Here is a 13,131-nt window from a genome sequence, read left to right as displayed (position 1 = left end):
GAGCTGGATTCGAACCAGCGAAGGCTGAGCCGTCAGATTTACAGTCTGATCCCTTTGGCCGCTCGGGAACCCCTCCAATGCAACGGCGCTGATAATAGCAAATTGCGTATTTAAGTAAAGAAAAAAGCTAAAGAAAATTGAAATAAAGCCGATAAATATCTATCAGTTACCACAATCGACTAAAGACTATGCAAATAGATGATTTGTTAATCACAGAGAGTCAGTTAAACAGTAGGCTCAATAATAGTGTGCATGAAAATCGCCGTGGCGAATTTTCTCTACTATTAGCGATGCTGTCACATGACGCACTCGACTTTAGCCAATTTCATTTACCAAAAACTGAAATAGATAATTTAGTTATAGAAGAAGAGGCATTAAGAAAGCAATTTGGCGCAGGTCCAAAGCAACTTTTAGCCCCTGATGAATACAATATGTTGGTTGGACAGTTTAATGCATCATTAATATCTCAAGAAGGGGAGCGCTGTGGTATGACAAGTATTAAGTTAAGGCAATGCTTAAGCCCTGAACCACTTGCGATTAGAAATGATGATAAGCATATTCCACTTAATATAATAGATAACTGTGAGCTTGCTGTCAGAAGAAGAATTAAAAGCGAACAAACACAACTTGCTAATCCTCCTATAGATGCAGCTGCTTTTTACGACAGCCTTAATAATGATGCAATACATCAACCACTTCAGCTTATTGCGGTGTGATATATGATTGTAATAATCATCAGTTAATATATGCTTTATAACGGGTCTGCTTTATATATTTGCTAATAATTGATTTAATGAAAAAAAAGCATCCAAAAATTAAATGCAATTGCTATAATGGCGTCAAATGGTATGACATGAAATGCCATTATCATTAAACCAAGGTAATTAGGAACGTAATGAAGAAAACATTCACGCTAAATCACGAGAAAATCAAATACCCTCGTATGGTTGATGCTGCAAAGCACGAAGTGAAAAAATATTTGAAAAGAGAGCGTAATAAAACGCTACCTGAAGATGCTGACTATTGGGCATTTGACTGTAAGTTTGGTAACACAGCTGAAGATGCGCAAGTTGTGCACGTTGCTGAATTAAGTAACCAAATTGGCGAAATTGAAAAGCAAGGTTTGACCTCTTTCTACGTAGAGATTTTAGCTCGACCTGCTCAACGTCAGCAATTAGATTTAGATGATGACGAATAATACTTAACTAAATTAAGTATTCAAAGTTATAAAATGAGTCCAAGTGGCTCATTTTTTGTTTTTATGCAGTAAAGATTTACTAAAAAGTATTTTTATTAGTAACCAATAAGTAGAACCCCTCTTAATTAACATTTGCATAACAAAATGTGATGCTATAGGCTGTTTTTAATTAAAAAAACAAAACATTTTTACTATGCCAATAAATTACTCTGACCATCAATTAAAACTAAGTTTAAAGAATTCTAAAGTACTTATAGTTGACGATCAGTTATTAAGCTTAATCGTATTGAAAAAAATATTATCTGAGCATTTTAATGTGACAACAGCTGGAAGTGGTGAAGAAGCAATTGAAATTTGTAATGTAAATGTACCCGATATAGTCCTACTCGATATTAGTATGGGTGGAATGAGTGGTATTGATACATGTTTAAAATTAAAAAATAATACTGAAACACAGGATATCCCAGTTATTTTTGTTACATCCTTTGAAAACGAAGAAGAAGAGTGTTGGGAAGCCGGAGCTGTTGATTTTATTAAAAAGCCGATTATAAAAGAAACACTATTTAGAAGGGTTCGTGCCCATATAACGTTAAAATTACAACACGACTTACTCAATCAAAAAGTATTTTTAGATGATTTAACTAAAGTATTCAATCGCCGTTATTTTGATGCACATTTTTCTAAAATGGAACGAAGCGCCTTACGAGAAAAAGTTGACTATGCATTATTACTCATCGATATAGATTACTTTAAGCAATACAATGATATCTATGGTCATGTGCAGGGGGATACGGTGTTAAACCTAGTAGCACAAACTATTACTAATAGTTTGCAAAGGCCAACCGATTTTGTTGCGCGTTATGGCGGCGAAGAGTTTGTAGTTGTTCTACCGCATACAAGCACTGAAGGTGCAATTTGTGTTGCTGATAAAATTAAACAGAATGTTGCCGATTTAGGAATATTACACAAATATTCAGAATATGATTTTGTGACTATTAGTATTGGCGGTGCAACCCTACAACCATACGTAAATAACAAAAACACGTTGCAGATCGCAGATGAAAAAATGTATGAGTCTAAAATGCAAGGGCGTAACAAAGTGTGTTTTTAAGTTTAGTTAGCTAATAAATCACTCTGCCACTTAAAAACACCTTTTAGGTAATAAATATTAAATAAGATTATTGATTACATGCTATGACATTTTTTGTACTTTTTATTGCTACCGCATGGGCAGTCATCATTTCTGCCTACTTTAATATCTTCAACAGGATATATAGTGCCATCTAAATAACGCCATTGAGTGTTTTCTTTAATAAACAGCGACTTTTCGTGAAGCTCACAAAATAAGTTTTGATAAAAATATTGGGCTTTAAATTCTACCGTTCCAGTATCGCCATCATGGCTTGAGTCAATTAAATCAAGATTTATAAATCGACAGCTGTTAGCAAAATCATTGATTTCTTTAACCGGATTCTCAGCTTGTTTTTCTTTTGCGTAGGTTTGATAAACATATTTTGCATTTTTAATAACATAAGCGCTGAATCGTGAGCGCATAAGTTGTTCAGGAGTGTCAGCTTGCTTAACAGATAAGTGAAGCGGCTCGCAGCAATCGGCATAATTGTGCCCACTGCTGCAAAAACATAATGTGGTATTGAGTGAAGTCATAATAATAATACAAAGTCTAAAACATTAGTTTAACAAGCTTATTGAGCGAGTGGTATCTCTGTTGTTTGAGCGTTTTTAGTAAAACAATATAGTTTTGTATTCGTTTTACTCAAATCGAACGATAGATTTGTAAGTAGTTGGTTATTAACTATATCGGTCCAGGTAATTACCGCTGCAAAGTTTCCATTATGTAACGCAGAATTTAATACATACTCTAGATTTACTAGGTGCTTCTGTCTAATTACAAGTAATTTACTTGTATCAATAGAGCATGAGTCAAGTAAAGCTTTGCTAGGTACATGATCTGGTGCAATTAATAACGTCCATGCATTAGAGCTATTATACTGGTGTAATACTTTTAAAAGCTCAAAGGTCGCTGAAATTTCATCTTCAATTTGGATCAAATTTACGCAATCGCTTTGCTCGTCTTGTTGGTAACTTTTAACTGTTCTTACGGTAATAGGCTGTAACATAATTTCACTCACTGGGTTTTTATACAGTATTCATATACAGTAGTTTATACAGTGCTTTCGTGCAAGCATTTTATGCTATTTATTTGTACAGTTATTCAGCTTTTGATCATTGTTTTTTGTTTTTAAATCTATAATTCTTTATTAATCAACTTGTTATAGGCTTGTTTTTGAGGGGGTATTTTTAAAATAAATTTTTGAGTCATGTTTTCATTTGTGGGTTTTATACTGTGTAGGAGTATCTTTGTAACTATATACAGTATTTTTCAAAACTGTATACAGTACTTATAACTTAGTTAGTTTATGTGTTTTCACTGGTGCGAGGGATCATATGAGAAAACTGGAGTTGGTGGATTTGTTCGTACAAACTTGCTGCATAACATTGAGCATCTTTAAATCGCTTAGTTTCGATATGTTTGCGTATATCTGTAACCGCTGCAGTGGCAGGTGCGTACCCTTGGCTACTCGCTAAGCTCAACCACGCTACAGCATGAAATACACTTTGTGGCACGCCTTCACCTTTTACAAAAAATAAACCTAAATAAAACTGTGCTCTATGGTTTCCTGCCATTGCAGCAAGGCGCATCCATTTTGCAGCCAATGGAGCTTGATTATTTTTTAAATAATATAGGGCTTTATTAATAGTACTTTGCTCATCTTTTTTATTATCAATGGGCGCGGGGCTGCTTTCTGGTTGAGTAACAAAACCTAAAATGTTGTCTAGCTGTTGCTCTAAGTCTTGCTCACAAGGTGTTGTTTTAAGCATATTGGTTCATTTATTATTTTAACTACTTTAACAGTTTAGTATATAGCAAGGTAAAATGTCCTGTAAAAGATAATTTTTATGTTAAAATCTCGCCACTTTTTACTATCACAAGTTTATTATGTTTGAAGCCTTATTTAAACTCAGCGAAAATAACTCAACAGTTAAACGCGAATGCGTTGCTGGCCTAACGACCTTTATCACTATGGTATACATTGTATTTGTAAACCCGGCTATGCTTGCTGAGGCAGGGATGGACCAAGGGGCTGCATTTGTAGCTACCTGTATAGCAGCTGCGATAGGCTGTTTTATAATGGGTTTATGGGCTAATTATCCATTAGCATTAGCGCCTGGCATGGGACTAAATGCTTTTTTTACGTATGGCGTCGTATTAGGAATGGGTTATACCTGGCAAGCCGCATTAGGGGCTGTTTTTATGTCGGGTTGTATATTTTTATTTTTAAGTTTATTTAAAGTCAGAGAATGGATTATTAATGCCATACCTCTGGTGCTCAAGCGAGCTATCGCAACAGGTATTGGTGCTTTTTTAGCCTTAATTGCCCTTAAAAATGCAGGCATTATTGTCTCAAGCCCAGCAACACTAGTGCAATTGGGCGACATTACTTCCCCAGGCCCATTATTAGCTATATTAAGCTTTTTTGTAATTGCAGCGCTTTTATACCGCGATTTTAAAAGCGGTGTACTTATTAGTATTTTATTAGTGACAGGTATTGCACTAAGTTTAGGGCTTGTTGAATATCACGGTGTTATGGCTATGCCACCATCAATAATGCCTACTTTTATGCAACTAGATTTTGCCGCCGCTTTTGATATATCAATGATGAGTGTTATTTTTGCATTCTTGTTTGTCGATCTTTTTGATACTTCGGGTACATTAGTTGCGGTCACTCAAAAAGCTGGTTTAGCTGATGAAAAAGGTAACATGCCTCGTTTAGGACGCGCACTAAGTGCTGACAGCTCTGCAACAATTGCAGGTGCGATGCTAGGCACGTCTACGACTACATCGTATATAGAATCGGTTGCTGGTGTTTCTGTTGGCGGACGTACTGGCTTAACGGCTGTCGTTGTAGGTATTTGCTTTTTACTAATGATGTTTTTTGCACCGCTTGCACAAATGGTACCGGCTTATGCTACGGCAGGTGCTATTTTATATGTCGCTGTACTGATGCTACAAAATTTAAAGTTTGTAAATTGGGATGATATGACCGATGCAATTCCTGTTACTGTGGTATTACTAATGACACCATTAACGTTTTCTATTGCGCACGGTATTGCACTTGGCTTTATATCTTATACAGCGGTAAAAGTATTGTGTGGTAAGCAAGATCAAATCAGTATTAGTGTTTGGATATTAACAGCCTTGTTTGTTTTCAAGTTTGCATTTTTGTCTTAATAGCTAACAAAAAACACAAAAAAGCCTGCACAAATTAAAATTTGTGCAGGCTTTTTTAATACTTATTTTTAGTATAAAAACGCTACCATTTCTTTTTAGGAGCAAACAATATATCTAAGTCGTCTTGCTCTTCTTCTGTTTTCTTTTTAAGTGCGCTTGCATTAGAAGCTCTTAGTTCAACACTAATTGCTTCTAAGTAACCTTCAACTTCTTGGCGTTTTGTTGTTACATATTCATCGGTGTATGTAACTGCATTGAGCGTTGCCTGTGCTTTTTCAAAATACTGCCTTGCAGAGCCAACCATACTTGCTGAGCGGGCAGATAAGCCACGCTTTATTTGGCTTTCGATATTGATACGTAGTTGTAGTTTTTCAAGACGTTTATCTTCTAAAACAAAAATTTGGCTGTCAATACGACCTTTACTGTGTTCAGAGCGTAAAATTGAGCGTAATTTTTTAATGCCCTGAATTAGGCCTACTAGTTGCTTGTCATTACTCGGTAGCGTTAAAGCTTCACTGCTATTATCTTTAACTGGATTAGATAAGTGCGTTTTCGCTTCACTTAAGCGGCTTTTAAGTGCTTTAGATGTTTGCGAGTTATTAACCATTGTATTTAAAGCTTCGTAAATACGGCGTTGTAACGTACGAATTAGATTCTCAGACAGGGGTATGTTAGCACTATTCATTAGCGCTTCTTCTGTTTCTTCTATTATAGCTTTTTGTTTGGTAAGCTCTTTGCGGCGTTCTGCCTCTTGTTTTTCTTTGTGTTGTTGTACAGCACTTACCCAAAGTGCAATCACAATCAATGCAACTATAAGCACTATTATAATAGAAACGATCATGGTGTAATTCTCGGATATATAACCTAATTATTTAATCTTACATTAAATATACGTTAACAGGGTAGCTTTGCGCCGATTAACTTAAAAAATATACCAAAAAATTGATAGGTTGAGCTCTTTATAAACCGTAGTCAGCCTAAGGGCTTATAAACTAAAGCTGAATAAACATCGCTACCTCAAGCATATTTATTATGCTAGCCTTGAGCTCTAATCAGATAATTGCACACCTAAAGACCTAAAGTGATATTTTACGCAAATAACACTTGGTTTTAAGCGGTATTGCCTTTATAAATAATATGAATAATAACGTTAAAATTTGCAGCCATGAAATTACAACAACTCAGATACATCGTAGAAGTACAAAATCATAAATTAAATGTTTCAGCGACTGCTGAGAGTTTATTTACCTCGCAGCCAGGAATTTCTAAACAAGTACGCATGTTAGAAGATGAGTTGGGTGTACAAATTTTTGGTCGCAGTGGTAAACATTTAACGCATGTAACCGGTGCTGGCGAAGATATAATTAATATTTCTCGTGAAATACTCTCCAAAGTAGAAGGTATTAAAGCCGTTGCTAATGAGCATACGCTACCTGATCAAGGTAAGTTAAATATTGCCACAACACATACCCAAGCCCGTTATGCTTTGCCTAACGTTATTCAAGGGTTTATGAAAAAATACCCTGCGGTATCGCTTCATATGCACCAAGGTACTCCACAGCAAATATCGGATGCTGCAGCACGCGGTGATGCCGACTTTGCTATTGCAACAGAAGCACTGCATTTGTATTCAGATTTAGTTATGTTGCCTTGTTATCATTGGAATCGCAGTATTGTTGTTGCTAAAGACCATCCGCTCGCTAAAAAGGCAAATAGTTTAACTGTTGCTGACATTGCCCAATATCCACTCATAACATATGTATTTGGTTTTACGGGCCGCTCAGAGTTAGATAAAGCATTTAGCGCACACGGACTTGAGCCACACATTGTATTTACTGCAACCGATGCTGATGTTATAAAAACATACGTACGACTGGGTTTAGGAGTTGGTGTTGTCGCTTCAATGGCGATAGATCAAGTGAGCGATACCGATTTAGTGTGTATTGATGCAAGCCACTTATTTGAAGCAAGCACGACCAAAATTGGTTTTAGAAAGGGCAGCTTTTTACGTACTTACATGTATGATTTTATTGAACGTTTTGCACCGCACTTAACTAAAGAGCGCGTAGAGCGAGCAAGCTTGTTACGTAACCAAGATGACGTAGATAAGTTATTTGCAGATATAGAGTTACCCGTTAAATAAGGTGATTGCATTGAACGAACAATAAAAAAGCTGCCTATTTTAAAATAGGCAGCTTTTTCTTCTTATAGCGAGCTGATTAACATTCGATAATATTAACTGCTAATCCACCGCGAGCGGTTTCTTTGTATTTGGTTTTCATGTCGTTGCCGGTTTCAAGCATGGTTTTAATCACTTTATCAAGTGATACCTTTTGCTCGCCACTGCCACGAATAGCTAAACGTGAGGCATTAATTGCTTTAATCGCGCCCATTGCATTACGTTCAATACACGGTACTTGTACTAAGCCACCAACAGGGTCGCACGTGAGGCCTAAATTATGTTCCATACCAATTTCTGCTGCGTTCTCTACTTGCACAACATTGCCACCAACAATTTCTGTTAATGCGCCTGCAGCCATAGAGCACGCAACGCCAACTTCACCTTGGCAACCTACTTCAGCACCCGATATAGAGGCATTCTTTTTATATAAAATACCAATAGCAGCAGCCGTTAATAAATAACGTGTGGCTATATCGCGGTCTACTTCTTTCACAAATGTGTGATAGTACATAAGCACAGCCGGTAAAATACCCGCAGCACCATTAGTTGGTGCGGTAACTACACGGCCACCTGCCGCATTTTCTTCGTTTACGGCAAGGGCAAATAAATCAACCCAGTCCATTGCACGAAGTGGGTCGTTACTGACCTCTATATTTAGTTTTAAATATAAGCTAGGCGCTCGGCGCTTTACTTTTAAGCCGCCAGGTAAAATACCTTCGGTACGCATACCACGGTCAATACAGGCCATCATTACTTTCCAGATATGAAACAGCGTGTCTTTTATTTCATCTTCAGTGCGTAGTGTTTTTTCGTTCTTCATCATTAAGCTTGAAACACTAAGCCCTGACTCTTTACACATCTCTAGTAGCTCTTTTGCGCTACTGAAAGGGAAAGGAGCTGGGTTTTCTTCTCTAATATCAAGGGCTGCTTGTTTTTCGTTTTCAAACTCTTCATCAGTGACAATAAAGCCACCGCCAATAGAGTAATATACTTTGCTGTAAACTTTTTCGCCGTTGTTTGAGGCGATAATTTCCATTGCATTAGAGTGCTTAGGCAGCGTTTTGCGACGATGAAAAACAATAGCGCCTTGTTTTGGAAACTTAGCTTTGTGTGTTTTGTTTAAATAAATAACCTGATCTTTTTCGATTGTCGCTAAAATGTCGTCGACTAAATCGGCATCTATAGTTTCAGGGTCATAACCGGCTAAACCAAGAATTACGGCTTTACCCGATCCATGGCCAACACCTGTTTGTCCCAAAGAGCCATAAAGCTCTACTTTAATATCGGTAACATTTGCTAATAATTGTTGTTCTTGTAGGTCATTAACAAATAAGCGTGATGCGCGCATTGGGCCAACGGTGTGTGATGACGAAGGGCCAATACCAATGCTAAACATATCAAATGCACTGATCATAATGTGTGTCTCTACTTTGTTTTATCAGCACGAAGCTGCTCTTTGAACGGTCGAGCATGATAACGTGGAATTGTGATTGTGTAACTACTAATAACGAAGATTTAAACTGGTAAGGCGAGTTGTTTTGTAAAGTTTTTTATAATGCTTGCAGTCGCACCCCAAAGTAAACCATGTGGCGTTTTAAAACCTTGCAAAATAACCGTTTTCCCAAATCGTTGAAAAGGTAAGGGTTGCCAATTAGCTTCGTTATTTAACTCAGTGACCGAGAGCAAAAAGCTCGCTTGTACTTCATTATAGTCATTTTCCCAGGTGGTGCCTTTATTAAGTAAACCCACATAGGGGCTAATACTAAAACCCGTTAATGTTGAATACTCAGGTAAGTGACCTAATACATTAACGTTGTTTTGGGCAATATTTAGCTCTTCTTTTAGTTCGCGAAGGGCTGTGGTGCGAAGGGTAATGTCGCTTACTTCAAACTTACCTCCGGGCAAACAAATCTCCCCAGGGTGATGGTGTAAATAAGTAGGGCGTTTACACAGTAAAATATGTGCATGGTTATCTATATCAATAATTGGCAGCATAACAGCGCTAGCACGTTTTTTACGCGTGTCTTTTAACTGGTTTGGCGCAGCTGTAGGGCTTAACAGAAACCGCGCCATAATGTGTTCACTATTCAAAACGACCTACTGTTTTAATAAAGGGAGGATTTTATTTACTTTATCGTAAGTTTCTTGATATTCCAATTCGACTTTAGAATCAGCGACTATTCCGCCACCAGCCCAGCAGTAAATTTGCGCTTTGTGGCATACCAAGGTACGAATAGTGATACTCGTATCCATATTTCCACATGCACTTAAGTAACCAATTGAACCACAGTAAATGCTGCGGCGATGTGGTTCTAGTTCTTCAATTATTTCCATCGCCCTAATTTTGGGCGCACCGGTGATTGAGCCTCCCGGAAAAGCCGCTTCTAGCTGATCGACCGCTGTTTTGCCTTCATCAAGTTCTGAGGTTACCGTGCTTACTAAATGATGCACTGCCGGAAAGCTTTCAATAGCAAAAAGGGAAGGGACGTGAACGCTGCCAGGTTTTGCCACTTTGCCTAAGTCGTTACGCAGTAAATCAACAATCATTACGTTTTCAGCGCGATCTTTAGCTGATGCTGCGAGTATTTGGGCTTGGCGTTGATCCTCCAGTGCATCCGCTTTTCGCGGCAGTGTGCCTTTAATAGGTTTGGTTTCTACAACGTTATTATTTACTGATATAAAGCGCTCAGGGGAAATTGATAAAATTGCCCCTTGAGGGTGATTTATAAAGCTCGAAAATGGCGCTTTATTTGCCTCACGCAGTTTAATATAAGCTGCCCAAGGGGAGCCTTCAAACTGAGCGTTAAAGCGCTGCGCTAAATTAATTTGGTAACAATCGCCACTTTTTAGATACTCCTCAATTTGGGCAAACTTTGCAGCGTATTCCGTTTCGCTCATATTTGATTGCCAGTCGCTGTTTAGGGCAAAGGACTGCGTATTAACTTGGGAGTTAGCGTGTGTATTTAAGTATTGCTCATAAAGCGCTAATCGATTGGTGTTTGGCTGCGATACATAAAACCAGCTTTGTTGCTGCTTGTCGTAAATAAGGGCATCTAAGTAAAGGCCAATAGCCATTTGGGGGAGATTAATATCTTCAATAGCACGAGTGGGGATGTTTTCAATTGTACGCCCTAAGTCGTAGCCAAAGTAGCCAAGCCAGCCGCCGTTAAAGGGTAAATCGTAATCGGCTTTTGTTTTAGCAAGATGCGAAAGCTCATTATTCATAATTTCAAAGCAGTTATCACTACTTTCTATATTATTTAAAAAGCTTTTATTATTTTTTACTTCAAGGGTACTTTGCGGCTCAATAGCAACAATGTCAAAACGGCTGTTTATATGATTACTATTTGCAGAATCTAATAGAATTGCATAGGGCAAATGTGAAAAATGCGCAAAAACGTCAATGCAGTTTTGTGTTATGCCTAATTTAATACAATTTTTTTTATTGTTTAGCATTTACTGCCCCTTTAAGAACTGGCTCGAAACGGGCTGGGAGGGTATCATAAGTCAAATTTTTTGGCAGCACTAAGCTGCAAAAAACAGTGCAAACCACCGTCACCGGTTTGATTTAGATTACGCGACAACGCGTAACGGTAACTTAAGGAACCACTATGAGTACAATTTGTCAGCAAGACTTTATTGATAGCATTGAAGATGCATTGCAATATATTTCGTTCTATCACCCACTTGATTTTGTTCAAGCACTCGAAAAAGCGTACAACAAAGAACAAAGTAAAGCGGCTAAAGACGCCATTGCACAAATTTTAATTAACTCACGCATGTCGGCTGAAGGCAAGCGTCCACTTTGCCAAGACACCGGTATTATTACCTGTTTTGTTAAAGTAGGTATGGATGTTAAGTGGGATAAAACAGATTTAACCGTTCAACAAATGGTTGATGAAGGTACTCGTCGTGCATATTTGAATCCAGATAACCCTTTACGTGCATCTATTGTTGCAGACCCTGCTGGTACGCGTAAAAATACTAAAGACAATACGCCTTCGGTTGTGCATATTGATTTAGTAGCGGGTGGAAAAGTAGAAGTAATGGTTGCGGCTAAAGGCGGCGGCTCTGAAAACAAAAGTAAAATGGTTATGTTAAACCCGTCAGATGATGTTGCTGCATGGGTAGAAAAAACACTACCAACAATGGGTGCTGGTTGGTGTCCGCCAGGCATGCTAGGTATAGGTATTGGTGGTACGGCTGAAAAAGCAGCAGTAATGGCAAAAGAGTCGTTAATGGATCCGGTTGATATCCATGAATTAATGGAACGCGGCGCAGAAACAACTGAAGAAAAACTGCGTTTAGAAATTTTTGATCGTGCTAATAAATTAGGTATTGGCGCACAAGGCTTAGGCGGTTTAACAACGGTTGTTGATGTTAAAATTAAAACAGCACCAACGCATGCAGCTTCAAAACCTGTAGTAATGATCCCAAACTGTGCGGCAACTCGCCATGTACATTTTACGCTTGACGGTTCTGGCCCTGCTAATTTAAAAGCACCTAAACTAGAAGATTGGCCACAAGTAACATTTGAAGTGGGCGAAGGCACACGTCGTGTTGATTTAAATACACTGACTAAAAAAGATGTTCAAGAATGGAAAATGGGTGAAACCGTTTTACTTTCGGGCACTATTTTAACAGGTCGTGATGCAGCGCATAAACGTTTGCAAGATATGATCAACTCAGGTGAAGGTTTACCTGAGGGCGTAGACTTTGATAATAAATTCATTTATTACGTAGGCCCAGTGGATGCGGTACGCGATGAAGCGGTAGGCCCTGCTGGCCCTACAACAGCCACTCGCATGGATAAATTTACCGATATGATGCTAGAAAAAACAGGCATTGTAGGCATGATTGGTAAAGCTGAACGTGGCCCTGCAACGGTTGAGTCTATTAAAGAGCATAAATCTGTTTATTTAATGGCTGTAGGTGGCGCAGCTTACTTAGTATCTAAAGCAATTAAAAAAGCGCGTGTTGTAGCTTTTGAAGATTTAGGTATGGAAGCTATTTACGAATTTGAAGTAGAAGATATGCCAGTGACTGTTGCAGTAGACAGTGAAGGCGCCAATGCGCATACACAAGGCCCTGCAATCTGGAAAGCTAAAATTGAAGAGCTTGATAGCAAGCTAAAATAACGTACGTTTTGTATTTTTAAAAAGCGAGCCTAGTGCTCGCTTTTTTGTTTTTTAAATAGAGTCATTACCAAGTTTACAGCTCTGACCAGTTTGCGAAAAAGCTCACTTTTTACTGGAAACCTATAGGCAGCGGTACGTAGCGGCCAAGTAGCACTTGTATATTAAACTTTACATGCAACAATTGTATTACGTTCACGTAAACGTAAGTTGGTGAGGTTCTTATATTTATAGTATTTAAAACTTACAAATGACGATTTTGTGAATTTTTTATCTATACAATGGTTTTAATCCGGTTATTTAA

General features: G+C 38.0%; 13 protein-coding genes. 6 read left to right on the top strand and 7 right to left on the bottom strand.

What is annotated here, in order from left to right:
* The first annotated feature begins 188 nt into the window (after window positions 1–188).
* From I6E69_RS16065 to I6E69_RS16055, 3 genes are all read left to right on the top strand, one after another.
* Window positions 189–716 (top strand): VC2046/SO_2500 family protein, encoded by a 528-nt coding sequence (locus tag I6E69_RS16065; protein ID WP_138489335.1) that lies wholly within the window; start codon window positions 189–191, stop codon window positions 714–716.
* A 179-nt stretch (window positions 717–895) separates the two neighbouring features.
* Window positions 896–1,198: a DUF6172 family protein gene (locus tag I6E69_RS16060; protein ID WP_002961433.1), complete on the top strand. Its 303-nt coding sequence runs from the start codon at window positions 896–898 to the stop codon at window positions 1,196–1,198.
* A 193-nt stretch (window positions 1,199–1,391) separates the two neighbouring features.
* Window positions 1,392–2,309: a diguanylate cyclase gene (locus I6E69_RS16055; RefSeq protein ID WP_039487354.1), complete on the top strand. Its 918-nt coding sequence runs from the start codon at window positions 1,392–1,394 to the stop codon at window positions 2,307–2,309.
* A 74-nt stretch (window positions 2,310–2,383) separates the two neighbouring features.
* Here I6E69_RS16055 and I6E69_RS16050 read toward each other — a convergent pair whose 3' ends face one another.
* From I6E69_RS16050 to I6E69_RS16040, 3 genes are all read right to left on the bottom strand, one after another.
* On the bottom strand, window positions 2,384–2,863 hold the full coding sequence (locus tag I6E69_RS16050; RefSeq protein WP_039487357.1) for a YchJ family protein: 480 nt from the start codon (window positions 2,861–2,863) through the stop codon (window positions 2,384–2,386).
* A 38-nt stretch (window positions 2,864–2,901) separates the two neighbouring features.
* Window positions 2,902–3,336 carry a SulA-like leucine-rich domain-containing protein gene (locus tag I6E69_RS16045; protein ID WP_002961428.1) on the bottom strand — a complete coding sequence of 145 codons (435 nt, stop codon included), beginning with the start codon at window positions 3,334–3,336 and terminating at the stop codon, window positions 2,902–2,904.
* A 298-nt stretch (window positions 3,337–3,634) separates the two neighbouring features.
* Window positions 3,635–4,099 (bottom strand): tetratricopeptide repeat protein, encoded by a 465-nt coding sequence (locus I6E69_RS16040; RefSeq protein ID WP_002961427.1) that lies wholly within the window; start codon window positions 4,097–4,099, stop codon window positions 3,635–3,637.
* Window positions 4,100–4,217: 118 nt separating this feature from the next.
* Between I6E69_RS16040 and I6E69_RS16035 the strand changes: the two genes are divergently transcribed.
* Window positions 4,218–5,510 (top strand): NCS2 family permease, encoded by a 1,293-nt coding sequence (locus tag I6E69_RS16035; RefSeq protein ID WP_002961426.1) that lies wholly within the window; start codon window positions 4,218–4,220, stop codon window positions 5,508–5,510.
* A gap of 82 nt (window positions 5,511–5,592) precedes the next feature.
* Here the strand turns inward: I6E69_RS16035 and I6E69_RS16030 are convergent, their stop codons facing one another.
* Window positions 5,593–6,351: a hypothetical protein gene (locus tag I6E69_RS16030; protein WP_197121644.1), complete on the bottom strand. Its 759-nt coding sequence runs from the start codon at window positions 6,349–6,351 to the stop codon at window positions 5,593–5,595.
* 324 nt (window positions 6,352–6,675) lie between these two features.
* Between I6E69_RS16030 and cysB the strand changes: the two genes are divergently transcribed.
* The gene (gene cysB / locus I6E69_RS16025) at window positions 6,676–7,653 is read left to right on the top strand and encodes an HTH-type transcriptional regulator CysB (protein WP_002961670.1); all 978 of its coding nucleotides are present in this window, start codon (window positions 6,676–6,678) and stop codon (window positions 7,651–7,653) included.
* A 76-nt stretch (window positions 7,654–7,729) separates the two neighbouring features.
* On the opposite strand, the gene I6E69_RS16020 is transcribed toward cysB, so the two are convergent.
* The 3 genes from I6E69_RS16020 to pabB all read right to left on the bottom strand — a co-directional run bounded on the left by I6E69_RS16020 (window position 7,730) and on the right by pabB (window position 11,148).
* Entirely contained in the window at window positions 7,730–9,106 is a 1,377-nt protein-coding gene (locus I6E69_RS16020) for an L-serine ammonia-lyase (protein WP_024603668.1), read from the bottom strand.
* Window positions 9,107–9,207: 101 nt separating this feature from the next.
* A complete protein-coding gene (locus I6E69_RS16015; protein ID WP_182696425.1) occupies window positions 9,208–9,783 on the bottom strand; it encodes a CoA pyrophosphatase in 576 nt (191 codons plus the stop codon).
* Window positions 9,784–9,789: 6 nt separating this feature from the next.
* Complete coding sequence (pabB, locus tag I6E69_RS16010; protein WP_197121643.1) at window positions 9,790–11,148, bottom strand: aminodeoxychorismate synthase component I; 1,359 nt, start codon at window positions 11,146–11,148, stop codon at window positions 9,790–9,792.
* Window positions 11,149–11,303: 155 nt separating this feature from the next.
* On the opposite strand from pabB, the gene I6E69_RS16005 reads away from it, so the two are divergent.
* Window positions 11,304–12,830 carry a fumarate hydratase gene (locus I6E69_RS16005; protein WP_007375888.1) on the top strand — a complete coding sequence of 509 codons (1,527 nt, stop codon included), beginning with the start codon at window positions 11,304–11,306 and terminating at the stop codon, window positions 12,828–12,830.
* Window positions 12,831–13,131 lie beyond the last annotated feature (301 nt).

Source organism: Pseudoalteromonas sp. NZS100, from assembly GCF_015864815.1.
GTDB classification, from domain to species: domain Bacteria; phylum Pseudomonadota; class Gammaproteobacteria; order Enterobacterales; family Alteromonadaceae; genus Pseudoalteromonas; species Pseudoalteromonas distincta.
The sequence above is the reverse complement of the archived record's forward strand: the minus strand, read 5'-3'. Positions and strand labels throughout refer to the sequence as shown.